This is a genomic window from Candidatus Margulisiibacteriota bacterium (genome assembly GCA_003242895.1).
Lineage (GTDB): Bacteria > Margulisbacteria > Riflemargulisbacteria > GWF2-39-127 > GWF2-39-127 > GWF2-39-127.
In genome coordinates this window covers 104,002-130,041 of sequence record QKMY01000057.1, presented here as the reverse complement: position 1 = coordinate 130,041, position 26,040 = coordinate 104,002, and the positions used below count along the sequence as shown (strand labels likewise).

Sequence of the window (26,040 nt, the reverse complement as noted above, 5' to 3'; positions counted from 1 at the left end):
GTTGGGTGTATTTGTAAATAAATACATAACAGACCTCCCAACACTTTTAATGTAATGATATTCTAGCATTATTTTTTAATAATGATAAGAAGAGATTATCATTATCTCAGGGCAATTGACTTTTTAAATCGCAATCTTCATAAAATTCTTAATTAAATACATCGGCTCGATATCACCTTCGGTTACGCTAAGGATCCCATGAGCAACTGGCATTGGCACATGCAGTTTCTCCGAAAGATAGACTGCATTCCGCAGAGCATTCATTCCTTCCGGCAGCGTTCCCATTTCTTCTTGCGCCCTGTCCAGCGAGTATCCTTCTGCCAAGAGCTGGCCAAGCCTCTTATTATAACTATGAGGGCTTAATGTAGTAGCTAACAGATCACCTAGACCTGCGAGATAATACACGCTCTCACTCTTTCCTCCAAGTGCTGTAACCAGAGCAACCATTTCCTCTAAGGCTTTTGTTAGAAACGCCGATTTGAAGTTAATACTATCCATCTCCATTCCGTCTATTATTCCTATTCCGATAACGTACAAATTCTTCAGGATTCCTGCCCACTCAACACCAATAGCATCCGAACTGAACCGGGCTCTGAAGGCTTGTGTCTCGATAGCACTCGCAACTTTGTACAAGGATTTTTGATTTTTTCCAGCTATGACTACCCCACAAGGAAGATCCTTAACAAATTCCGTGGCGATAGTAGGACCTGAGAGTACGAGCACTTCATTTCTAGGATAGATATCTTGAATCATTTCGGATGCTGTCATGCCTGTTTCGGCATCAACTCCTTTAACCAGGCTTACAAGCAGACAGTTATCTTTCAGTCGATGCCTGCAAGGATTCAATACGCGGGGAATATGACTCGATGGAATAGTGATAAATACGATATCTTTATTGTCGAAAGCTTCTTCGAGGTTACTTGTTGCTTCCAATTTCTCACTTAGCTCCATGTCAGGCAGGTATCTAGAGTTTGATTGTTGAGCATTAATTTCGTCTACTACTTCCTTTAAAAAATCCCAGCCCTTAACTTTGACTCCGCTTTCCGCCATCATGTTTGCAATCGCGGTCCCGATATTTCCCATACCTATGACTGCAATATTCAACTCGTTTTGCATATAGTCCTCCCCCTACCATTTTTGCAAGATTTAAACACTTTCAAGCCTTAAATTCAACACAAAAATTTCGGACGTTATATATACCTAAATCAATGTAGTTTTCGAAAAAGAAATGCAACTACCCCGCGCGAAACGCGGGGTAGTGATATTAAAAAATCCGAAAACCTAATCAATTTGGGTATTAAAGACTTTGCTATTACTTAATACAATAAACCTCGATCCTAAAGGTTGTTCCTGATCCTGGAATTGAATCCGCCACATATAGCTCGGCTTCATGTCTTTTGATTATCTCGGAACATAACATTAGCCCGATTCCGGTTCCATTTTCCTTTGTCGTAAACCTGTCTTTAAATACTCGATTCTTCTGTTCTTCCGACATCCCCATTCCATTATCTTTTATTTCTATTATGACCTGCGATCTTCCTTCGATGATCTGATTGAACGTCTTTATTGATACGATGCCTTTCTGCTCTTTCGGGATCGACTCAATTCCATTGACGATAAGGTTCATGAATACTTGATTCATTTCAGCAGCACTTCCGTACACTTTTGGAATTCCTTCCCCTAATTCAGTTTCTATTGACACATTTGATGGCAGCTTGAAATTCACAATGTTTAAGGTGGTAATTATTTCTTTATTGATATCAAACTCGCCTTTCGCCGCTTCCTGGAACTTAATAAACGATTTCATATTCGTTATGTGCATCCGAATGCGGTCCAATGCATCAAATAAGCTATCAATATCTTCGGAATATCGCTCATGGTTTACTTCGAAGAATTTGTCGCCAGAGTATTCGATCTTTGTTTTATTTGTTTCGAATATAGATCTAAGGTCATCAGTATAACGTTTATAGCCATTCATTCCGATAGTGATTGCAAGCAAGGGGGTATTAATTTCATGAGCTACACCAGCTACGATATCGCCTAATGCAGCCAATTTCTCTTTTTGTACCAGCATCGATTCCTGTCTTTTGATCTGCTCGTTTTGCTCGACGAGTATTTTATTTTTATCGGCCAGTTCTTCTGTACGCTCTTTTACTTTTTCTTCCAGTATTTCGGCATGCCGGGCAAGTTCCCTGTGCATATTCATGAGCTCCTCAGTGGTCCGGGCATTCTCAATTGAAATTGAGGCCTGTACCAGTATTGTTCCCAGGACTTCTCTCTTCTTCTCTGTAAACAATCCTCCGACTAACTTATTATCCAAATAGACTATCCCGATCAGCTCATCCCTTGTTCTCAGAGGGATACACAGGATACTCTTCAACCCATATTTCATAACGACATCATCGTTCTTCAACCAGGATTCCTCTCCCGCGTCTCCTACCAATACAGTATTTTCACTTTCAGTTGCCTTCTCGATCACTCTCCGGCATACTGGAATGTCGTTTATTTTTGACTCCCCGCCTACTTCACGGATCACCTTGATTGAAAGATCTCGTTCAGTCCCAGAATACAGGTACAAATATCCTCGTTGTGCACCAGTTATTTCTATCGAGACATCCATAATCTTTTCGAGAAGCTTGTCTAGTTCGAGGATGGAACTCAAATTATTGCTTACCTCAATGATTGAGGTCAAATCCCGCCTATCTGTTAATCGATCCTGAACACTTTCTGCTTGAACATCTTTGATACCCAGAATGTGAGTCAATCGTTCCAGGTAGGCAGTAGAATTGATTTCTTTGAATATCTGGAAGGCTTTGTCAAATTTTGGTCGAGAAGCCTTTTGACCTATCTCCTCATGTAAAAACCTGCCATATTCGTAATATGTCTTAGCTAATTCGTATTTACGACTAATGCTTTCAAGGTGCGCAATACTTTTTAAAAAATATGAATTCGCGGCTTTGTTATTCTTGACTAACGCAGAGTGTTTTGCTGCAATACGTAGCGATCCTCCATGATGGTTCGGCCACGGCTTCGTAGCTTTTAGGGCTTCGTTGATTGCCACCTTTATCTGTTTGATGGCTATTTTCCGGTCTGATTTACTAATTCCGAAACCGTCGCGCCGATATTTCTCAATATAGGAGTCTGCCAGAGAAATATAGAGATAAACGACCATATCCTTAAAAAAACTTTTGCCGGTTTTGCGATGGATATCTCTGGCTTTCTCTAAATGCTGTATCGCCAGGTCATAATCGCCTGACTCGAGGTACAGCAGTCCAATATCTGCATTTGCCCGGCAATGTACATACCAAATCTTCTTATCTTCACTGACCTGCAAACTTTTTTCACCGTATTTCCTGGCCTTCTCAAAGTCGCCGGTTTCGACAAACGCTCGCACCAACATATCGGCGGCACAGCAGATCCCATGTTCATCTTTATTCATTGTGCTTACATTAAAGTAAATAAAGTAACATTCCAGTGCTTTTTTATAATTCCCCTGAAACATGTTCGAAGTACCGCTCCATGCCATCGTATAAGCATACTCCCACATACTACCTATACGTTTCAAGGTTTCAGCCGCTGCTTTTTCAATTTCCAGGACATTTTCGTAATCACACGAACTTAGATAGCTAAACCCTGTCCACATTTTTACCTTTGCTAACTCTACTTCTTCGTCCAGCTCATTAAGCATTTTTATTGCACGATCACTAATTTTTTCTGCCTTCTTAAACAACCCGACAGTTACATATCCAATACTTACCATATTTAACGCCAATCCCAACTCTTTTGAAGTGCCGATTTTTGATTCCGCGATATTTACTGCCCGAAGTATTGACCATAGAAGCTTATTCACATTCATCATCGAGTATAGCGCTGCCATCTCCAGATACAACTGGGTAACTTCTTTAGCTGTTATTATTGAAGCATTATCGTTACCTAGCTTAACTTTCGGGGGGATTAGATTTCGGTATAAAAAAACCACCAACTCTTTCAAAAGAAATTTGATCTCCGAATATTTTCCTAAAGGAACCTTCTCGCCAAGAAGGGTTATGCTTTTGGTTAAACTCTCTTCACAGGCGTTAAGCTCGCCCAGCTTGAACCATGCACCGCCGATTTTCCGATAAATTGCGGCTTGATCAAGAGAAGTGTTTTTATATGGCAATAACGCGGTGTAAATTCGAACAGCATCTGCCATTTTTCCCATTACCTCGTATACTTCAGCAGTTTCATTATGAGCAGATATCCATACCTCTTCACCTACTTTTTGCTGCTCTTCCAGCAAAGCTATTGCTATTTCGAAATATTTGACCGCCTCTTCATTAGCATATCCCTCTTTTGCCTTTGCAGCCGCAGGAAGGCTATATAGTAACGACTTCTCTTTATTTTTTCCCGCCGTATAATGGTAAGCCAGATCAAATACTACTTTGTCTATTGTTTCTTTATTTATTTTCTCGATAGCGTCTGCTATTCGTACATGCAATTCTTCGATATTATTTCTATCGATCTTGCGATAAAAAGCATCACGGACCCTATCATGGACGAAAAGCAATTTACCACGCTCGCTGCTCAGTTCCAGCAGTTGCAGGCCAACACCTTCGTCGATCAGCTTAATAATTGTTTCTTTGTCATTATCAATAAGCTCAAATAACAGCTCCAGATCGAATTCTCTGCCGATTATTGCGCCGATTATCAAAACATTTAACAACTCATCATTTATCTTATTGATTCTACGCAAAATGAGATCGACCATGTTGGTGGGAATGATTAATTCTCTTATTTTATTCCACTTCTTCTCCCAGAGACCATCTATCCACTCAACTGCATTTTTATCGATAAGTTCCCGGACTACATTGATTGCATAAAACGGGTTGCCTTTTGTCTTTTCAAGGATATATTCACTCAATTCCTTAGATTTTTCCTGAGCCTCTCCCAGCAGGTTCGCGATTAACTTATTCATACGATTCAAATCGAAAGGCAGCAATTGTATTTCCGCTAAACCCTGGTCTTTCATTTTGTTCTTAATCTTGCTAAGACTATGCTCGGCATCAACCTCATTATCACGGTAGGTCCCAAGCATTACCAAGTGACTTTGGTTAATACGCTCACAGATTTCCTCCATCAAGCTCAAAGAACCTTCGTCAGCCCATTGCAGATCATCAATAAAGAGAACACAGACTTTGTTATTGCTACGCATGAGTTGACAGAAAAAATCAGCAGCGACCATCAAAAAACGTTTATTATCCTTCGTAGGATCTAAAGGCACTAATTTGGGAACATTTTCGAAAACGGAACTTATTCCGCTATTTATTTTTAATATTATTTCGCCTAGCTCCCCAACAACCTCTTTTAGTGCAGCTATTTCCTGTGCCTTTTGCGCATCCGGTAATTTGTCGAGAACTCTTAGATACTCATTTAATATATCCTTAAACGGCAAATATGGTATTTTGTTTACCTGGTCAACACATCTACCTCGGAACACCACTCCTTCAAGACTAAAAACCTCTCCCCGGACCTCTTCCGCAAGCCGGCTCTTTCCAATACCAGCCTCGCCACCGATCAGGCAGATCCCTCCTTTGCCGCCTTTGGCTTCTTTTATTAATTGCTTTACCGTAAAAAGCTCTTCGTCTCGACCAACCAGATTCGTCTGATAATTCAATTTTACTTTTTTGTCCTTTTCGCCAACGACGAAGGACTTCTCTCCCTTGCTGTACCGGTCCAGATCATACAATAGCCCGCCTATCTCTTGATATCTCAGTTCCGGCTCTTTCTCTATCAACTTCATGACGATCTTTGAGATTACCGCAGGGACCGCCCGGTCACTGCTTCCCGGACTAGGAGCTACCACCGCTACCTGTTCATGTAATAACCGGTTCACATCCCGCCCTTTAAACGGCTTCTCCCCGGTTAATAATTCATAAAAAATTATCCCTAATGAATACAGATCACTTCGTTCATCGATCCGTTTATTTACCACTCCCGTTGCTTCCGGTGACATATACCCGAAAATCATCACGATCTCGTTTTCTTCTTTTATCTTCCCCAACTCGAGTATCTGGGCCACCCCATAATCTCCTACCTTTACTTCCTGCGTTCCTTCATTCACCATGACATTCCGGGTGCTCAAGTCCCGATGCACTTTCCCAGACCTATGCAGGTACTCAATCCCGTGCCCAATCTGTTTGATTATCTCAATTGCCTCATCGACACTATGCCGCTTCCCTCGCTCCAGGACTTTGTCCAGACTTTCCCCAGCAAGTTTCTCGACTACCAGATACTGGCGTTCCTGATAATCTCCCGCCCCATATACCCTTACCAGGTTTTCATGTTCGAGCTTTACCGAGCCTTCCATGTCTTTTTTATATCTGAGAAGATCTTCGATGTATTTCGAGCTGACGTCCTCTTTGAGCAGCTTGATTACAACCTCGTTCTTCGCCTGGATATCTTCTGCTTCCCAGACTTCACTGGCGATTCCCATCCCCAGCCTCCGGACCAGCTGATACCGACCACCTATTGTTTGATTTTCTGCTATTAAAACACTCATAATTGTTACCCCCTCTTCCCCTTTATCATTTTTCTGCCAGTAAAATAATCGTATCAAGTACATAAAAAGGACGTTCAATTGACGTCCTTTTCTAAAACACACTATCATAATTCAATAACAACGCCTCATTTTAACCCTTTTGGAAGTTCCTCAATGTTTCTTACCAACTCCCTCGCATCTTTAATCACATTTTTATCTATAATTAAATTATAAATGCCTTTTTGATCTTTTTCATCAACAGCATCAATATATCCGGTCAACAACAATCTAATACTGTGTGGAGCTGCCTCTTTTGCTGCTTTCAAGACTTCAATACCATTATAGAGAGGCATCTTATAATCACTAACAATAATATTTAACTCTTTTGCATTACTCTGAATAAATTCGATAGCCAGCTTAGATTCCGAAAAACTTATGACATCATAATATATCGACAAATCTCTCGCTAAAAAATTAAGCAAAGTCAAATTATCATCTATTAATAACAACTTTTTCATAAGTCCATTCCTTAATCTTAAAATATTTTTGTTGTATCGATCATTTTTCGAGCAAATTAAAGAAACATAGCTAGCCCATGTCGATATTTGTGCAAATTTGAGTAAATAAGCATTGTCGTCGTTCTTATCCGTATCTAAATTATCTTAAAAATAAAAAAAAGTTTTTTCTCTTGTTTTTATTATATATTATTTAAAGTATACTTCAAATTTTTATTATCATTTTTCGTATTCATTCATCTACAATTGGGATTAAGAGCAAACACGACCTCATCATGGAGGGATTATTTACCGGAGGTGAATTTTTGTTCGTTAGATAACCGACTAGCCTCATTATTACTTACACTATATAATCATCTAAGTAGAAGCATCTTTTTGTTCTCATTTAAACAAAGATAAATACGCAGTTATCGCCTATTATACCGGAGGCAAGTTATACGTGAACATATTGCAAAAGATTATATCACGCAGTCGCTCTTCGTTACGAATACGATCGCTTTTGGTATCATTGTCTATACTCCTGCTACTCACTTTTCTGGGAATCGCGTCACTTTACAGCAATTATCGTATGAGAGAGCAAGATGTTGTGCAGCACAATCTTGATTTGACAAAAAGCGCCACCATCCTGATTAATGAATGGGTAAATGGAAATATCCGGGCATTAAGGGCGATTACTCTCTCCCGGTTTATGAATATCTCCAATATCAATGATATTAATTCCGATTTCATAACGTTCTATCTCACGAAGCAACCGGACTGGAAAGGAATCGCAATATTCAATCCCAGTGGCCATGCCATTGTGAGTACATTAACCAACGATAGTTTTATCAGTGATGATGATTTTTTTCTACGGACCAAACGCAATCTTGCAGGTACCGTGTCTAATCTAAAGATCGATCCCGTTACTCATAAGCGCTACTTGATCATTACCTATCCAATTACAAAAAAAGGCGTCTTAAAGGGAATTTTAGCCGTCTATCTAAGTCCGCACGAAATTGTTAGGCTGCTCGGCAAGCTCACGAAAAACGAAGCAACATTTATAAGCCTGTGGGGAAATGACCAGAATCTTATTGCTTCATCAAAAACCGGCATGGAAAAATTAGCAGAACCCTTTCAATATAAAGATTCCAGAAACATTTTTTCTGGTCGACATGGAACAATAAAGCTATTCGACACAACCAGCAATACCAAGCAGGTCCTGGGGTATGCCCCTATTCCTTCATATTTTCTTACGGTTATGACGATGACACCTCTTTCATCAGCCCATTATCAGGTTGCAAGAGATATGGAACCCTTCTTTCTTATAACACTTGTAATTGTTATCGTGAGCAGCTCTCTACTATTTCTCTCAGCAGCAACTATTAGCAAGCATCTGGATACACTGATGAAAGGCGCTCAATCGATAGAGAATGATAAATACGAGGGGACACTTACAATAAAGAGCACAAGAGAACTAGAAAATATGGCCAAAGCACTCAATGCCATAGCCCTTAAATGCGACCATCACAACAGAATAATGCGTGGATTAATGCACGAAAAGTCTTCTCAATCCGAATTACTAGATAAAGCGTTATCTTCTTTCAACCAATCTCTCGCCCATCTTAAATCCCCATTGCGAAGAATTAAGGCTGTCAGCAACATCCTGTTGTCTGAATATAGTCGGGGATTAGATGAACATGGGAAAAAATATCTTACCAGAATGGGTTCCGCAGCCCACTACTTAACACGGGCAACAGATGACCTGCTCCTCTTAGCTCATATTTCACGCAGCAAACTTAACTATAGAGAACTAAATCTCTCTTCTATCGCGACTAAAATAGTTAATGAACTGAAGAAAGCACATCCTGTCAGTACTACGCAATTTTATATTCAAGAGAAGCTGATAGCTCATGGAGATAATCACTTAATAAAAATAATGCTGGCAAATCTTCTTGTTAATGCCTGGAAATTTTCATCAAAAAACCAGCTTGCTCATATCGAGTTCGGGGCCAATGATACTGAAGGAAAAACAATATATTTTGTAAAAGATAATGGAATCGGCTTTGATATGGCCTATGCGAGCAAACTATTTACGCCCTTTCAACGTCTCCATAGAAAGGAAGAGTTTCCGGGGACTGGAATAGGACTAACTATCGTACATCATATACTACAACGTCTTGACGGAGAGATTTGGGTTGAAAGTTCAGTCAACCAAGGTACGACATTCTATTTTACTCTACCAGCACATTAGAATTTCCGATCAAGGCCACGATATTGAATTGCTTCCGCGAGATGGACAGACTTGATCGATGCTTCTCCTGCAAGATCAGCAATAGTCCTGGCCACTTTGATGATTTTATCAAACGACCTGGCGGATAGGCTCAAGCTGCGAATGGCATTTCTCATCAGCTGAGCGCAAGAATCATCCAGCGAACACGATTCCTTTATATGCTTTGGCGCCATCTGCGCATTACAATGGATCGGCTCACCATGAAGCCGCTTCTGCTGGATAGCTCGTGCACGCTCTACTCTTTTTCTTATATCCACGGAGGATTCTCCCGTCTTCTTCTGCATTAATTCATCCTCATTTAACCGACGTACTTCAATCTGAATATCAATTCTATCGAGCAAAGGCCCTGATAATTTCTGCCAGTATCTATCGCGGTTAGCAGGAGAACACGTGCATTCGATGGTCTGGTCGAACGCATACCCGCACGGACATGGATTCACAGCCGCAACAAACATAAACTGAGCCGGATAGGTAAGTGTTGACTTAGCCCTTGAGATCGTTACAACTCCATCTTCCAAAGGCTGACGAAGCACTTCCAAAGCTTCTCGCTTAAATTCGGCTAGTTCATCGAGAAAAAGCACACCGTTATGAGCAAGAGATACCGCACCTGGCCGAGGAACAGAAGAACCTCCAACCAGCGCAATATTGGATACGGTATGATGAGGACTCCTAAAAGGACGGGCAGTTATTAGGCTTTTATGCATAGGAAGCTGTCCTATAATGCTATAGATCTTCGTTATTTCTAAGGCTTCTTCCATAGTCATTGGCGGAAGTACAGTAGGAATGCGCTTGGCAATCATCGTTTTGCCACATCCGGGAGAACCGATCATGAGAAGGTTATGACCACCGGCCGCAGCGATTTCGATTCCACGCTTCACAAACTCCTGCCCTTTCACTTCCGAAAAGTCTACGGTATCTGTTACTGCCTCCTCAAACAATTTTTCGAAATCTATCTGGTATTTTTCCATTGGTTCGTAGTCACCTAAAATAGCCGCAGCTTGAGCAAGATTATTAAGGGGAATAATATCTATTCCCTGGACTAAAGCTCCTTCCTCTACATTCTTTTCCGGCAGAAAAACACGCCGGAAACCCTTTTCTTTTGCATACAGGCACATCGAAAGCACGCCCTGAATCGGCTTAATCCTCCCTTCCAGAGAAAGCTCCCCCAAGACTATAGAATCTTCAAGGTATTTCTTTGATATCTGGCCCGTCACAGCAAGGATACCGAATGCCATAGGCAAATCGTACATCGGTCCTTCTTTCCGTAAATAGGCCGGTGCCAGGTTAATCGTGAAATACTTATTTAAAGGAAATACATAGCCTGAATTTGTTATCGCTGCTTCAACCCTGTTTTTGCTCTCTTTCACTGCTGCATCGGGCAAACCGACAATATTGTGTCCAGGAAGCCCATGTTTGACATCTATTTCAACTTCAACGATATGTGCCTCAAGACCTTGAAGTGATGCACTAAATATTTTACCGAACATTTTTCATCCTCCGGGTTTTATTTACGTCAATGAATATATAACTATATTTTTATTGCGTCAAGCATGAAAAAAGATGCACAGCTAAGCATCTCTACTACAAAACATGAGATAAATGCTGTGAACTATCAGGAAACCGCATCACTTTTTAATATTGAAAATAACCTGAATCTCATGATACTCTTAGTATTAAGGGAAAATGAAAAAGCACAATATCATATCTATTATTTCTAATATTTCCTTAGTTACGGCTCTATTATTCAATGGCAATCTCCTCTGGAGTGACCGTGCCCAGGATATTGTTTCCGGTGCAGGAATTTTGTATCATAAGGCTTATCAAGATTATGCAGAGGAAAACTATGTCTCAGCTATCCATTATTTAAACAAAATAAAACAGGCAAGTGATCGCGAGCTACAAGGTAAGATGCTGTTCCTGCTAGGGAAGTCCTATGCAAACCAGAAGAAACCAGATAACGCCCTGAAATATTTTGATAAAGCAGCGAAGCAGGAAGTACCAATCAAGGATGCGATTCTTTATGAGCGGGCAAAAATATATTCTGCAAAAAAAAATTATATCGCTGCCAGAAAAGCATACACAGGTATAATTGAGAAATTTCCTCAAAGTCCTTTTATTCCCAAAGCCCTTTTTGATCTGGGCGAACTACATTTCAAAAACAACCAGTTCGCAAACGCGGAAAAAGAATACACTACGTTATTGCAGAAGTATCCAAACTTCATCAAAAACGACACCGTATTTTTCAACCTGGCTGTCATTTGCGAAAAAAATCAGAACTATCGGAAAGCCTATGAACACTATCAGAAAATTTTTTACAACTATCCCGATAGTGAGTACTCCGATAAAATACCAGGAAAACTCTACCACCTTTCGAATTACCTTCAAAATAGCAGACCGTTGCCAAAACCGGAAGATCTTTTGAACGCGGCGAAACTTCTGCATCAAAAAAGTCGCTTTAAAGAAAGTAATGATATGCTGGACAGATTACTTTCGTATTATCCGAAATCACCGCTAGCCCCTGAAGCAATGTATCGCATAGGGTTTAATAAGTATTCATACTATGCTTACGATTCTTCACTTATAGCATTCCAAGAGTTAATTGTTCGGTATCCCGCAGACAAGCATATCGACGAGGCCTATTTTTATCGAGCTAAAATATTTCAAATCCAAAAAAATACGAGCGCAGCAGTACAAGCATACAAAAAAATAATAGATTCATTTCCTCATGGCGACATAACCGATAAAGCGATTTACAATCTAGCGGCAATTTATTTAGAAAAAAAGGATAAGGTCCTCGCATATAATTATTATGAAAAGTTATACGAGCGTTACCCGGAATCTCCTCTTGCCGATGACGCAATTTGGGAACAAGGCTGGTTTTATTATATTACAGAACAATATAATCGAGCGTATAATGTGCTCAAAGTAGCTGCAACACTTCCTCAAGCTGACGATTTTACCGCAAAATGTGTTTTCTGGGCGGCAAAAGCTGCACAAAAAGATGGGAATGAAGAAGAAGCCTTTAGGCTCTATTCAAAACTATTTGATAAATTCGCGCATACTTACTATGCTTTTCGAGTATGGGACAAATTTTCAACGAACCAGGAACACAGACAAACGCTTCTTGCATTGCCAGGAAACAGCCTCAATCTTACGACCTCTGAAAATTATTCAATGGAGTCAAATTTAAGACTGAATATGCTGCGAGAATTCGGTTATGAAAGCGAATTTTTTGCTGAAGTCAGTCATTACAAGGAGACTAACGCACTCTCAGAACTATTTTCTAAAACGCTCATTAGCAAATACAAGTACTTTCAAGGAGATTATTATAATTGTGTCAAAGGTATTGAGAATATAGTTTATGAGGAATTTCAGAAATATAACCAGGTCCCAAAAGATGCTATAAAATTTGCGTATCCCAAAGTATACTGGAATTTAATTAATAAATATGCACAAGAATATTCTACCGACCCGTATCTTGTAATCGCTCTGATACGAGAGGAAAGCAGATTCAAAAAAGATGCCAAATCATGTACCAATGCGCAAGGGCTAATGCAGATAATGCCGGGAACAGCTAAGGACATTGCAAAACGCCTTCTGAAAAAAAATGCTTCAACTTATGATCTTACCTCAGCCGAAACAAATATAAGTATGGGCACCTATTATTTCACGAAGCTTCTTAGCAGATTTAATAATAATGTCATCCTTGCACTCGCTGGTTATAACGGTGGTCCTACAAATGCTTTAAAATGGTGGGATGGCAAAAAAAATGACGATATCGACGAGTTCATCGAAACCATACCTTTTAGCGAAACCCGTAATTACGTTCAGAAAGTCCTCAAAAGCTATTGGATGTATAAGAAAATATATTCAGATGATGAGCAGGCATTTATACTGTCAATGACTGACAACCACTAGCGGATTTCCTTAATATCTACGAAGTAATGAAAACGAAAAAGTAACCGTGGCCGAAAAATATACCTATTAAATTTTTGAAAGGTCTGTATTTGAAATAGAGCACATATACTGACATCTTATCGGATATATGGTAGTATATCTTATAAAAAATGATACATATAAATGATAGGGAAATTTCTCCGGAATCGTTACAAAATGAACAAAGAGTTGAAAAAAGTCTTCGTCCGTCTTCTCTTGATCAATACATTGGACAGGACACAATTAAAGATAATTTAAATATCATTATCCAGTCAGCATTAACACGAAAAGAACCTATCGACCACCTACTGTTTTATGGCCCACCAGGGTTAGGAAAGACTACCTTATCAACAATCATTGCCCATGAAATGAAAGTGAATATAAAAATCACATCCGGACCAGCAATCGAAAAACCAGGAGATATTGCTGCGATACTCACCAACTTACAGCAAAACGATATTTTGTTTATTGACGAAATACATCGTCTTAACCGATCTGTCGAAGAGATTCTTTACCCTGCCATGGAAGACTTTCAGCTTGATATCATAATTGGAAAAGGACCTTCCGCGCGATCGATCCGGCTAGATATTCCGGCTTTCACGTTAATAGGAGCAACAACCCAGGCAGGTAGAATATCCTCACCGCTTAGAGACAGATTCGGTTCGGTTAACCGGCTCGAATTCTATACCAATGAACAACTGCAAACAATCGTCATCCAAGCAGCTTCCTTTCTCAATGTACAAATCACCAAAGAAGGTGCCACAGAAATAGCGAAAAGAAGTAGAGGGACCCCAAGAATAGCCAACCGTCTTCTACGAAGAACACGCGACTGGGCCCTGGTAAAATCAGACGGAATAATCGATAAAAAAATTGCTATCGATGCGCTCACTGCACTTGAAATAGATGATCGCGGCCTCGACAAAACCGACAAGCGATTCCTGCTAGCTATCATCAATAACTATCAAGGCGGTCCGGTAGGCATAGATACGGTAGCTGCTTCAATAGCGGAAGAATCTATAACTATCGAAGACGTCGTCGAACCCTATCTCATGCAACTCGGGTTTATTAACAGGACTGCAAGAGGAAGAGTTGTCACCAAGTCAGCTTATGATTATCTAAAAATCGAACCATTAAGAGGGCAATTTGGGCAACAGGAATTGCTCTAGCATTAAGATATTTCTATATATTTAGTATAATGTTTTACATAACCAAAAAGCACACTACAAAAGGAGACACTCATGAGAGCAGCAACAATTGAACGAAAAACCTTTGAAACAGAAATAAAACTAACAATTAATCTGGATGGATCCGGGACTTCCCAAATAAATACTAAGATCCCATTCTTCGATCATATGCTCACACTTTTTTCCAAGCATGGAAGCTTTGATCTGATGGTTGAAGCAAATGGTGATATTGATGTTGATTTACACCACACGATTGAGGACATCGGAATATGCCTCGGACAAGCGTTGAAACAAGCCCTTGGCACAAAAAAAGGCATCAATCGATATGGATTTTTCATCCTGCCGATGGATGAAGCGCAATGCAAAACCGTTATTGATATAAGTAATCGTCCATATCTCAAATATTCCGTGTTATTTCCAACAGAAAAAACTGGGAATTTTGATGCGCAACTGGTTCAGGAATTCTTCCAGGCGTTAGTAGTTAATGGAGGGCTCACGCTCCATATCGATGTTGCACATGGAGAGAATGTCCATCATATTATCGAGGCGATTTTTAAATGTTTTGCCAGAGCACTATCACATGCGAGTTCAATTAATCCCAAAAGCGATGAAATCCCTTCAACTAAGGGCATACTATAAGGCTTGCCAATTAGTATAATAATGGTAAAATTAAATGGGTGAAATTTTATGCAATCGAAAGCTGGAGCAAAAGTTATACTTACAAAAAGAAACGTTAATAACGTAATTAATAGGCTTGCTCATGAAATTATCGAATCAATACCGGATTATCAAAATGTAGCTTTTATAGGAATAGTAAGCGGAGGAATACCAATCGCTGAAAAAACAGCCGCTGCAATAAAACGATTCGAAGGAATATCAATCCCTATCGGACAACTCGATGTATCATTTTACCGAGACGATCTCCAGATAAAAAAAGAGCAGGTTGCAGTAAGAGAAACTAGCATCCCTTGCGACTTACATCAAAAGGATGTAATATTATTCGACAATGTTATTTGCTCTGGAAGAACAATCCGGGCAGCGATGGACGCACTACTCGATTGGGGAAGGCCGAAGTCCATTAAATTAGCAGTGCTTATTGATAGAGAACATAGGGAATTCCCTATACAAGCTAACTTTGTCGGCAAAAAAATCGCTACTGAAAGAAACGACCTTGTCGTCACTAACTTTGAGGAATCTGAAAATGTAGTAATACTCATTGAAAATCAAAAAAAATAAGGTAAGGAATTATAAATGGTTCTTGATGGAAAAAAAACAAACAATAATGATAAACAAAAAAAAACAAACAAGAAAAGTAAAAAGCCTAAAATGATACCTGTTAATAATGATAAAAAAGGCTGGAAATCATTTTTCCTCTATATAGTTATATTTCTAGCTATTATTTCACTTCTTACTCCTTTCTGGAGTGAAAACCAAAAAGTGAAAGACATTTCATTTAGTGAATTCGCAAATGATGTCGATACCGGCAAAGTACAGAGTGTTGTTATTGACAGGTCATCCCTTAAGCTTAATGGAAAGTTTAAGGATGGCACGCTTTTCAAAACCAACATCATAGACTATCCGGGATTTGTTAGTTCTTTGCGAGAAAAAGGAGTCGAGATAAAAGTTAAATCTCAGGAATCTAATATGCTGGTAGGGTTTCTTATACAGTTACTACCTTTTATATTCATTATCGGTTTATGGTTTTTTATATTTCGACAAGCACAAGGCGCTAACAATCAAGCACTTTCTTTTGGAAAAAGCAGAGCTCGTCCCTGGGACTCAAAAGTAAAACAACAAATCACATTCAAAGATATCGGTGGTGCCGATGAAGCAGTCGAAGAGCTGCATGAGATTGTTGAGTTCTTAAAAGCACCACAGAAATTCCAGGCACTAGGCGCAAAAATACCTAAAGGCGTATTACTGATGGGCGCACCTGGCACAGGAAAGACTTTGCTTGCCAGAGCTGTCGCAGGAGAAGCTGACGTAGCTTTCTTCAGTCTCAGCGGTTCTGATTTTGTTGAAATGTTCGTCGGTGTCGGAGCAAGCAGGGTAAGAGACCTTTTTAAGCAAGCAAAAAAAAGCCAGCCGAGTATTATCTTCGTTGATGAAATTGATGCGGTAGGACGACAAAGAGGTGCTGGCCTGGGTGGAGGTCACGATGAACGAGAACAGACACTCAACCAACTACTGGTAGAAATGGATGGTTTTGAGACAAATACCAGTGTTATCATCATGGCAGCTACAAATAGACCAGATATTCTTGATCCGGCGCTACTTAGACCAGGAAGATTCGACCGACAGATAGTCGTTGACCGACCGGACATTAAAGGAAGAAAAGACATCCTGGCAATCCATACCAAAGATAAAAAGTTCGGGCCGGACATTAATATTGATGTTATCGCCCAAAGGACTCCAGGATTCACTGGAGCTGACCTGGCAAATATTGTTAATGAGGCAACGCTACTTACTGCGCGTAAAGACAAAACAGAAATAGGCATGTCCGAAGTGGAAGACGCTATTGACAGAATTATTGCCGGTCCACAGAAAAAAAACCGTGTCATGTCAGATAGAGAAAAAGAGATGGTAGCCTACCATGAGGTAGGACATGCGCTGGTAGCAAAACTCTTACCAGGCACGGACCCAGTCCATAAAATATCTATATTGCCACGAGGAATGGCGTTAGGCTACACACTCCAACTGCCTGAAGCAGATAAATATCTTGTTCCGAGAAAAGATCTCCTCGACCAAATAATGATCTTACTAGGCGGTAGGGTTGCCGAAAATTTACAATACGGGGATATTACCTCCGGATCAAGCAACGATATCAAAAAAGCGACAGAAATTGCTCATAGAATTGTTTGCGAGTACGGAATGAGCGACAAACTTGGGCCAAGAACATTCGGAAAAGGCCATGAACAGGTATTCCTCGGCAGGGATATCGGGGACAGAACCAAAGATTATGGAGAAGATACCGCAAATACCATTGATGAAGAAATCAAAATAATATTTGATACTTGTTACCAAAAAGCACAGAGCCTGCTAAAAGAGAATAAACTAGTCCTTGAAGCTATAGCTAAAAAACTGATAGAAATTGAGACTATAGAGAGAGATGCTTTTATTAATATTTTTGAAGAGTTGAAAGCTCCCCTAAAAGCTTAAACTATCGAACAGCTAAAAAGGCATTACGGCTCTCTGCTGTTAAATTGTACACACTGATTAAGGCGTCTTCTTGTTGTACAGACAAAGAGATATTTCTGCGTTTCATAACAATATCTGTTGTTGTTATAAACTTTTTAATATCATGCGGCTCGAAATTTTTATTATCACCCCAGATGAAATCAGGAACAAACCGAGGGAATATTCCCCCTCCAAAAAGGTTGCATCCGATACCAAAAACTGAACCGGTACTCAACAAACTTCCGATTCCGAACTTAGTATAATCACCGATTACTGAACCCATGAATTGAAGACCAGTATCAATAACATTATTATCATGGGTTATCTTAACCGTTGAATAGTTGTTTTTCAAATCACTCGTTGTCGTAAGTGCACCTAGATTAACCCAGGCACCGATATATGAATGCCCAACAAAACCTTCGTGATATTTATTGCTATACTCATAAAATATCGTTTCTTCAATTTCGCCGCCAACTCGACAATATTTTCCGATATTGCTACCTTCTCGCAAATAACCTTTTGACACAATAGCATTATCGCCAATATAAGAAGGCCCTTCAATATAAGAACCTGACTTGATTAGTACATTTTCTCCAATATATATTGGTCCTTTTCTTGCATCCAGAACGCATTCTGCCATAACTTCAGTATTTTTACCGATAAACATATTCTCCTCATCATACAATACGGCACGCGAATGCACACAGCCCTTGATAACACCAGATTGTTTCAAGGAGATAAAATCATTCGTAATTTGTTGCTGATTAAGACGGATAAAATCCCACGGATATTCAACTAAAGTTGCCTGAATTTCCCGAAAGGAGACTTTTTTCTGTAAAACCTTCATTATCTCAAGGGATCTGAATTCTTCTGTTATATATGGTTTAATGATATTAAGATTTTCATTCCGCAAATAAGCAAAAACAATATCTTTCCCTTTTACCAAAACAAAATCCCTATCCTCTCCATCAGGAAAAAAAGGATAACTTTCAGCTCCGGCAATCAGCCGGCCATTAACAAGAAGAACAGCGCCGCCAGTATTAAGCACATTCACGGGAACATTAGGATACTTATAGGAAAGCTGAGCTTTAAGAAAATTTCTGCTGAATAAAGAAAAATGAGCTTGAGGAAAGAGATGAACAATCTTTTCTACCAACGACTTTATTCCACATCTAAGCTCAAACACCGGTCGAGTTAACGTTAAAGGGTAAAAGTTTTTATATGACAGGTCTTCAAAAATTACGATGTTATCTATCATCAGATCTCCTTTGTCGCGCATAAAAAATTGTATTTATCATATCACGCACATTTTTATTTGAAAAGCTTGGCTAATTAATGCTTTGATAAGGTATTAATCCATGATATTATTTGTCAGGTTATGAAACGCGTATTTATCAAAAGCGACAGCCTATACACTGAGAATACTCTTATCTTCAAAGAGGATAACTTACACTATCTAAAAAACGTTCTGCGAGTCCGTGAAAACGAGAGGATACAAGCAGTTGATAGCAGTAAGCACATTACCTACGAAGCTACTATCTCACATATATCCAAAGCTATTGTAAAAGCAGAAATTATAAGCAGTGTGCAAGCAGACATTCAGGACCAGATTACAATCTCGATTATCCAAGGCATCCCAAAAAGTCAAAAAATGGACTATATTATACAAAAGTGCACGGAAATCGGCGCCGATCAATTCTATCCCCTGGCTTCCAAGCGATGTATCCCGGACATTTCTTTAAAAAAAGACAAAAAAATTGCGCGCTGGCAAAAAATAAGTTCTGAGGCAGCAAAACAATCGAGACGGATTACTGTTCCAGACATTCATGAACCGGTTGCTATCGGAAACCTCCAGAATATATTTGCACATCATGATATTAATATTATTCTCTGGGAAGAAGAGAACGCAATGACCCTGAAGCAAGCACTAAAACAGAAAACACCGAAATCGATATCTTTGACCATAGGTCCCGAAGGTGGATTCGAGCAAGAAGAGATTGTCAAAATGGTAGACTATGGTGGTATTCCTGTAACAATTGGAAATACAATACTAAGAACTGAAACTGCCCCTATCGCAGTTTGTGCGATGCTAACCTATGAATATCGATTATAAATTATGATTAATTTCTCAATTAAAACTCTTGGTTGTAAAGTAAACCAATATGAATCAGAAAAAATGGAATCGGGCTTGAAAGAGGCAGGATTCACGATGTCCCGTTCTTGGCTGAACTTGAATATTATCATTATCAATACCTGTGCAGTCACACATATTGCAGAACGAAAATCACGCCAGTTTATCAGAAAGGCGGCAAAATTAAATCCTACTGCTACAATTTTTATAACTGGTTGCGCAACTAAAACCGATAGCACCCGCCTTCAAGAAATTCTTGGAGTCAATGTTATCTATTTTGATAAAGAAATGGTGGTTAATCATATAAGAGATTTGTTTAAACCAAGTCTGAAGGCCACCCTTCCAGTTCAATATCACATTCCCATCGAAGAAGACACAACAGAACAACCAGATCATTGCAGATCGTATTTAATGATCCAGGATGGCTGTGAAAACTTCTGTTCATATTGCATCATTCCTCATATACGAGGAAGAAACAAACCTAAAGCGTTCCATGAGATTAAGAAAGAAATACTGGCCCTCAATAACAAAGGATGTAAGGAAATCGTCTTAACCGGGATCAATCTTGGGATGTACAAGGATGAAGATTACTCTTTAACTAACGTCTGCAGCCATATTTTTTATTCGTGCCCGGAGACACGGATCAGATTAAGTTCAATAGAACCGAACCTTATTCCCGACCATCTCGTAGATCTGATGGCGAACGAAAAAAGATTCTGTAAGCACCTCCATATTCCGCTACAATCCGGCAGCGATACTATTTTACGAAAGATGAATAGGAAATATTCAACCAGCGAGTATCTTAATCTTATTACCCGCATACGGGCACGTATTCCGGATATTTCAATAACTACAGATCTAATTATAGGGTTTCCTACTGAAAGTGAAAAAGAATTCTACGAGACCCTAACGTTTATTAAACGTTGCCAATTCTCAAAAATCCACATTTTCCCGTATTCCAGACGAATCGGGACACCAGCGGCTGAGCTTCAACAAAGTATTACCCAGACTGAGCTTCAAAAAAGACTGAACCTGGTGTCGTTTACAGAAAAAGAAATGAGATTGCATCACTTATCACAGTTTGTTAACACCTGCCAGGAAATTCTCCTTGAACAGGAAAAAGATGGATTTTTCTGGGGATACACATCAAATTATTTGCGAGTCTGCTTACCAAACAACAGTTATTCTTCAAATACCTTTGTTAATGTGCTAATTAATCGATTAGAAGAAGGTTTTCTGCATTCCCTCCCGCTATAATCCTTATAAGCTTATTATTACCCGTTAACCCAAGATAATTCTTTTCAAATATCCACAGATTTTGTTGCGTAATTCGGCAGGGACATAAATAGAATTAATTCTGCATTTATTAAATCTTCACTATCTACCTGCGTATCTAATAAAATGTTTAAATAAATATATTCTTGGGTAAATACTGAATAAGCCAGAATAAATATTCAATCATAAGGGGAGATAATAATGGATAACTCAAACTCACAAATCGCGCTTCATATGCCAAAAGGAGAAAAGTTTCTCACTGTTGCTCGATTAGCTGCCTCGGGCATAGCCTCAAAAATGAATTTCCCCCAAGATGAAATAGAAGATATAAAAATGGCCTTAACCGAAGCATGCAACAATACATTACCTTCTTTTAACGAATGCAAAAATAACATATGTATTAATTTCTTAATGCAATCTGATAAACTAGAGATTACAATCGAAGACAAAAGCCAGATTCTTGAAAAAGAGGACTATGAAAAGAAAAATGCGCTGGGAATATCCTTTATAAAAAGCCTGATGGATGAAATGGAATATATTACGGATAAAAAACTAGGGACAACAATAAAGATGTCAAAATATAAGGATGGTTGACAGAGCCATATAAACAAATCATTACGCAAAAAGCAAGGAAAACTTCCTTGCTTTTTTGTTTTTAATCAAAAGATATTATATTATATTTTTCAGCTATAAAAATGCCTATCTAATTATTGTCTGCTACCTTAAGTTATTCTCAATAACAGCTCTAACTTTTTGAGTCAGCTCATTGGGCTCGACACCTTGAACATGTATAGGAGGTGAAATAATAACATCGACAAAAGCAGGTCTAATAATGAAGCTATTTTTTTTCATCATATTGCGGGACCCTTTTATTGTAACAGGAACTATTGGAACTCCTGATTTAATTGCCAATTTAAAGCTACCTGGCTTAAACATTCCCAAGGTCCCATCCTTACTTCTAGTGCCCTCTGGAAATACGACATATGAGTAGCCTTTTTTTAATAATTCAGCCCCCTGATCAATAGCACCGAGCGACTGACGCGCATTCTTCCGATCAAGAAAGATACATCCCAGGTGCTTCATCCAGATACTGAATATCGGAATCTTCTTTAATTCTAGTTTGGAAATAAACGCTTTCGGCTTATCAATAAACCCAACCATAATGGGAATATCAAAATTTCCCTGATGGTTGCTTACGAAAAGTACGGCTCCTTCAAGAGGAACATTTTCCTCTCCAGTAACTCTAACGGTTGAACCCGTTACACCTATCATGCTTTTCGCCCAATGCTTGGTTACCCTGTTAATTATTTTATCTTTCTCAATAATATTATTTTTCCTGGCAAAAATAACAACCATTATTAACGATGGAAACGTTAATAACAGATACCACCAGAAATAAATAAAGAAATAAATAGCCCTTATCATACGACAACCTCAATAAATTTATTAATTTTAGCAAGAAAGTGCTAAGTGAAAACCCTCGTCATTTATTAGAGTCTACCATGTTTTAGGAATTATTTTAAGTAACAGCTAGTAATATAAGCTCCATTTTCGACATTCAAACATAAGATTGCTAATCACGCTAGCCAATATATCAATCAATAGCATTATTTTCCAAATACACTTGTTGCTTTATTGAGTATGCCCGGAAGAATATCGATTCCGCACTTCTTTGCAGTCATTTGATTGATTGAATAGGTAATGGTTCTGGGATAACTAGGTTTAATGCTCCCCGGCTTTTTACCATTAATTATGTCGTACGCTATCTCTCCAGCTTGCCGACCTACATCTTGATAATTACATTCAAAGGAAATCACAGCTCCGGCTTTGGTGAAAAATGATGATAACCCTACTATAGGAAAATTATATTTAAAACTTTCCATAAAAAGACCTTTTACAGTTAGCGGATTATATATATCGTTGTCAACAACCATAATGAATAAATCTATTAATCCTGAAATGTCCTTTACTGCTGACAACAAGTTCTGTGCAGAATCTATTTTCCTTCCTACAACCTTAAATCCCATTGAGGAAGCAGCAGAATATATTTGATCAAATTCCTTTGCAGACGTCGAGGAATAGATTATCCCGAGCCGGGTCCTACCGGGAAATATCCTGTCAATTTCCTTTAATTTAATATCTTCTTTAATTTCCATCGAGATCCCGGTACTGTTTGGACGCGTGTATTGACTTGGATTAACCACCATTGAAAATATCACAGGTATACTAGTTATAGACGCTTTTGCAGCATCTGCTGCTTTAGATCCAATAGCTAACACAATGTCTGAATGTAATGAATTTATCTGGTTCATTACAATAGAAACATCGTTTCTTTTTAGATTATATTCAACTGCTTTTACAGGAACCCCTTTCTCCTGCAAATAGGACTTAAATCCCATACTCACTTGCAGTAGCGGCTCATAATCTGCGGATAAAACAACTGCGACATCTATAGCAAGAACATTACTTATAACAAAGAATAAAAAAACCAAATTACAAAAAATAATTTTCATAAAGACTCTCGCCATAAAAACAACTCAATCCCCTATAGCTATATTGATACAATAATTACTATCGAGAATCTTTACAGTAATTATTGTAAGAGAATATATTTATGGAACAATAACAAAAATCTATTAGATGACTTATATCTTAAAGCGGTTAACAGTCTGCAATAGCTCATTCGTATCTCTTGCCAGCCGGTCTGACACTGATGCGACGACTTCGGTAACGCTATTAATCTCCGACAGACTGACAGAAACTTCTTCGCTGGAAGCTGCACTAGACTCTGCGAAACTATTAATCTTATCAATATTTTTTATAACGTCATTTGCAATTTCTACTTGCTCTCTTGTAGCACTCTCAATATTGCTGAACTTGTTAGTCAGGATACTGACCTTACCTGCTATAAGTTCTAATTGAGCTAACGCTATTCGCACAACAACAGCTCCTTCGTCAACTTCAAGTGTTTCCTGGCTCATACTGGCAACCACATTGTCCGTACCAATAATAATCTCATTAATAATCTCTTTGATCTGACTGATAGCCTCATTGGTACTTTCTGCTAATTTCCTAACTTCATCAGCTACAACGGAAAATCCTCTGCCGTGTTCCCCGGCTCTGGCAGCCTCAATTGCCGCATTCAATGATAACAAGTTGGTCTGCTTCGATATGATATTAATAACTTCGATGACCTGATGTATCTGCTCGCTTTTAGCTTTTAATTCGGATACTACCATACTTGATCCGGCAACACGTTTCTTTATTGCTTCAATTTTCTGTCTCGCGGTGTTAGCAGAAACCATACCTTCCTGTGCAGCTTGGGTTACTTCATTTGCATTTCTTCTTGTTTCGATATTCGACTGCGCAACGGTCGATATATGAGTATTCAACTTTCCGATTTCTTTTTTCGTTTTCACTGTCATTCCCGTCAAAGCGTGACCGCCCTTAGCCATTTCATCTGCAGAAATCGATATTTGCTGGGTTGTAACATTTACTTTATCTACACCGGAAACCAGCTCATCAACAAGCATTGCTGCAGTATTCGCAGTATCAAATATGTTTTTTATTATCAACCTTTGTGCATGAAGAAATTTATTAAAATATTTTGCTAATTCACCAATTTCATCTTGAGTAACAATATCAAGCATTTTGGTTAGATCGCCTTCACCCTCAGACATCTCTTTGATTTTCTTAAGGATCATATCGATCGGGGAAAAAACAGTCCGCAATAAGAATGAATACAGAAAAAAGACACCAAGAACTGTAATAAAAGAAAACATTAAAAAAGAAAAACCCAGAAGTATAAAGATCTCTCGTTTAAGAATACTCTTTGTAACAGAAATCTTTATCATTCCTATTGACTTCATCGTTGATTGTGCCGGTTCTACGGCAGGCATCTGAAAGACCAACGATTCTTTATCTTCTTCCTCGGTTTTGTATGAACCGAAATCAGACACAGTAGAATAAAAGGAATAATTATCAGCAAAAGAGATCACATACGGCTTATTAACTGCTTTTGTCAAAATTTCATTGAAATCATTTACTTTTTTAGTATAAACAGGTTCTTTTCCGAATTTAATAATAACTTTATTATTAGCATCGATTATTTCCATATACTCGATTTCTTTGTCTTGCATCACATTTTTTGCATAACTAGACAATTTCTCTACATCCTTTACCAGGATTTCGTATTTTAGATTCATGGAAAGTATCGATACGATGGAAGAGAACTTATCTTGGAGCTTCTGCTCTAAAATACTTTTGGTTTTGAAAAAAATAAATGAGGAGGTCAACAAAGCCATCAAAACCTGAATTATGCATATGTAGACAACAATTTTAAGCTTTAGCTGATTATTATATGTCCATGAAGATACTCTAGTATACAATCGGATAACCCTTCAAAAAAGTTCTTTTTTGTTATTATTTCCACCCTCTTCGGCTAAATAAAAGCAATATACCTATAATGAACTGAAAAGGTTATTACCTAAACATTTAGCTACATTAACAATAATAGCCAATTATCAAATAACATGCAAATTTTTTTCACGGCATATGCAAGTTATCCGGGATACCTGAATAAGATTTATTCATGTGAAGAGCTAATATTTTTACGGTTCTGCTTTTTCTCGGATATTTTATGTTTATTATCGAGAATATTCTGTTTGGACCTCCTGGAACGCCGGCGCTTCTGCCGCTTAATTTTTTCGAATGTTTGTATTCGCTCACTTTCTTTTCCAAGCAGCAACTCCTCTACTCTATCGCAAAGCTGTCTTCTTGCAAAAAATCGATTTAAAGCACGAGATCTATCACCTTGCGATTTAATTTCTATACCGGATAATAAATGCTTCAAATAGACACATGAGGCGGTTTTGTTAATTTTCTGTCCACCTTTTCCCGACCCAAGAATGAATTTTTCAATAATATCTTTCTCTAAGATACCCAAAGATTCCATTCTCTCCTTAAGTTGCTCCTCTTTTAAGGAGCTTACTACATTTTCAGACATAGACATACTCATCCTATTTGATAATTTTAAC

General features: G+C 38.6%; 18 protein-coding genes. 9 read left to right on the top strand and 9 right to left on the bottom strand.

What is annotated here, in order from left to right; genetic code table 11:
• Positions 1-123: 123 nt before the first annotated feature.
• The 3 genes from DKM50_10285 to DKM50_10275 all read right to left on the bottom strand — a co-directional run bounded on the left by DKM50_10285 (position 124) and on the right by DKM50_10275 (position 7,035).
• Complete coding sequence (locus tag DKM50_10285) at positions 124-1,116, bottom strand: hypothetical protein (GenBank protein PZM78939.1); 993 nt, start codon at positions 1,114-1,116, stop codon at positions 124-126.
• A 196-nt stretch (positions 1,117-1,312) separates the two neighbouring features.
• Positions 1,313-6,646, bottom strand: a complete 5,334-nt coding sequence (locus tag DKM50_10280; GenBank protein PZM78938.1) for a hypothetical protein — start codon at positions 6,644-6,646, stop codon at positions 1,313-1,315.
• Positions 6,647-6,663: 17 nt separating this feature from the next.
• Positions 6,664-7,035, bottom strand: a complete 372-nt coding sequence (locus DKM50_10275; protein PZM78937.1) for a hypothetical protein — start codon at positions 7,033-7,035, stop codon at positions 6,664-6,666.
• Between the two features lie 565 nt (positions 7,036-7,600).
• Here DKM50_10275 and DKM50_10270 point away from each other — a divergent pair.
• Complete coding sequence (locus DKM50_10270; GenBank protein PZM78936.1) at positions 7,601-9,262, top strand: hypothetical protein; 1,662 nt, start codon at positions 7,601-7,603, stop codon at positions 9,260-9,262.
• Here DKM50_10270 and DKM50_10265 read toward each other — a convergent pair.
• Positions 9,259-10,788 (bottom strand): hypothetical protein, encoded by a 1,530-nt coding sequence (locus DKM50_10265; GenBank protein ID PZM78935.1) that lies wholly within the window; start codon positions 10,786-10,788, stop codon positions 9,259-9,261. The two genes, DKM50_10270 and DKM50_10265, sit on opposite strands and share 4 nt — an antisense overlap.
• A 196-nt stretch (positions 10,789-10,984) precedes the next feature.
• Between DKM50_10265 and DKM50_10260 the strand changes: the two genes are divergently transcribed.
• From DKM50_10260 to DKM50_10240, 5 genes are all read left to right on the top strand, one after another.
• On the top strand, positions 10,985-13,219 hold the full coding sequence (locus DKM50_10260) for a hypothetical protein (GenBank protein ID PZM78934.1): 2,235 nt from the start codon (positions 10,985-10,987) through the stop codon (positions 13,217-13,219).
• A gap of 149 nt (positions 13,220-13,368) precedes the next feature.
• The gene (locus DKM50_10255; GenBank protein ID PZM78933.1) at positions 13,369-14,403 is read left to right on the top strand and encodes a Holliday junction branch migration DNA helicase RuvB; all 1,035 of its coding nucleotides are present in this window, start codon (positions 13,369-13,371) and stop codon (positions 14,401-14,403) included.
• 72 nt (positions 14,404-14,475) lie between these two features.
• Positions 14,476-15,060, top strand: a complete 585-nt coding sequence (locus DKM50_10250; GenBank protein PZM78932.1) for an imidazoleglycerol-phosphate dehydratase HisB — start codon at positions 14,476-14,478, stop codon at positions 15,058-15,060.
• Between the two features lie 48 nt (positions 15,061-15,108).
• Positions 15,109-15,657, top strand: a complete 549-nt coding sequence (locus DKM50_10245; GenBank protein ID PZM78931.1) for a bifunctional pyr operon transcriptional regulator/uracil phosphoribosyltransferase PyrR — start codon at positions 15,109-15,111, stop codon at positions 15,655-15,657.
• 90 nt (positions 15,658-15,747) lie between these two features.
• Positions 15,748-17,580: a cell division protein FtsH gene (locus DKM50_10240; GenBank protein PZM78960.1), complete on the top strand. Its 1,833-nt coding sequence runs from the start codon at positions 15,748-15,750 to the stop codon at positions 17,578-17,580.
• 1 nt (position 17,581) lies between these two features.
• Here DKM50_10240 and DKM50_10235 read toward each other — a convergent pair whose 3' ends face one another.
• The gene (locus DKM50_10235; protein PZM78930.1) at positions 17,582-18,877 is read right to left on the bottom strand and encodes a hypothetical protein; all 1,296 of its coding nucleotides are present in this window, start codon (positions 18,875-18,877) and stop codon (positions 17,582-17,584) included.
• A 99-nt stretch (positions 18,878-18,976) separates the two neighbouring features.
• On the opposite strand from DKM50_10235, the gene DKM50_10230 reads away from it, so the two are divergent.
• The 3 genes from DKM50_10230 (at position 18,977) to DKM50_10220 (ending at position 21,598) form a co-directional block, all read left to right on the top strand.
• Positions 18,977-19,711, top strand: coding sequence for a 16S rRNA methyltransferase (locus DKM50_10230; GenBank protein ID PZM78929.1), 735 nt, complete (start codon positions 18,977-18,979; stop codon positions 19,709-19,711).
• A gap of 3 nt (positions 19,712-19,714) precedes the next feature.
• Entirely contained in the window at positions 19,715-20,986 is a 1,272-nt protein-coding gene (locus DKM50_10225) for a tRNA (N(6)-L-threonylcarbamoyladenosine(37)-C(2))-methylthiotransferase MtaB (protein PZM78928.1), read from the top strand.
• Between the two features lie 219 nt (positions 20,987-21,205).
• Positions 21,206-21,598, top strand: a complete 393-nt coding sequence (locus DKM50_10220) for a histidine kinase (GenBank protein PZM78927.1) — start codon at positions 21,206-21,208, stop codon at positions 21,596-21,598.
• Between the two features lie 123 nt (positions 21,599-21,721).
• Here DKM50_10220 and DKM50_10215 read toward each other — a convergent pair whose 3' ends face one another.
• From DKM50_10215 to DKM50_10200, 4 genes are all read right to left on the bottom strand, one after another.
• The gene (locus tag DKM50_10215; protein PZM78926.1) at positions 21,722-22,429 is read right to left on the bottom strand and encodes a 1-acyl-sn-glycerol-3-phosphate acyltransferase; all 708 of its coding nucleotides are present in this window, start codon (positions 22,427-22,429) and stop codon (positions 21,722-21,724) included.
• Between the two features lie 182 nt (positions 22,430-22,611).
• Positions 22,612-23,532 (bottom strand): hypothetical protein, encoded by a 921-nt coding sequence (locus tag DKM50_10210; protein ID PZM78925.1) that lies wholly within the window; start codon positions 23,530-23,532, stop codon positions 22,612-22,614.
• A 117-nt stretch (positions 23,533-23,649) separates the two neighbouring features.
• Positions 23,650-25,392, bottom strand: coding sequence for a hypothetical protein (locus tag DKM50_10205; GenBank protein PZM78924.1), 1,743 nt, complete (start codon positions 25,390-25,392; stop codon positions 23,650-23,652).
• A 197-nt stretch (positions 25,393-25,589) separates the two neighbouring features.
• Positions 25,590-26,009 (bottom strand): peptide chain release factor-like protein, encoded by a 420-nt coding sequence (locus tag DKM50_10200; GenBank protein ID PZM78923.1) that lies wholly within the window; start codon positions 26,007-26,009, stop codon positions 25,590-25,592.
• Positions 26,010-26,040 lie beyond the last annotated feature (31 nt).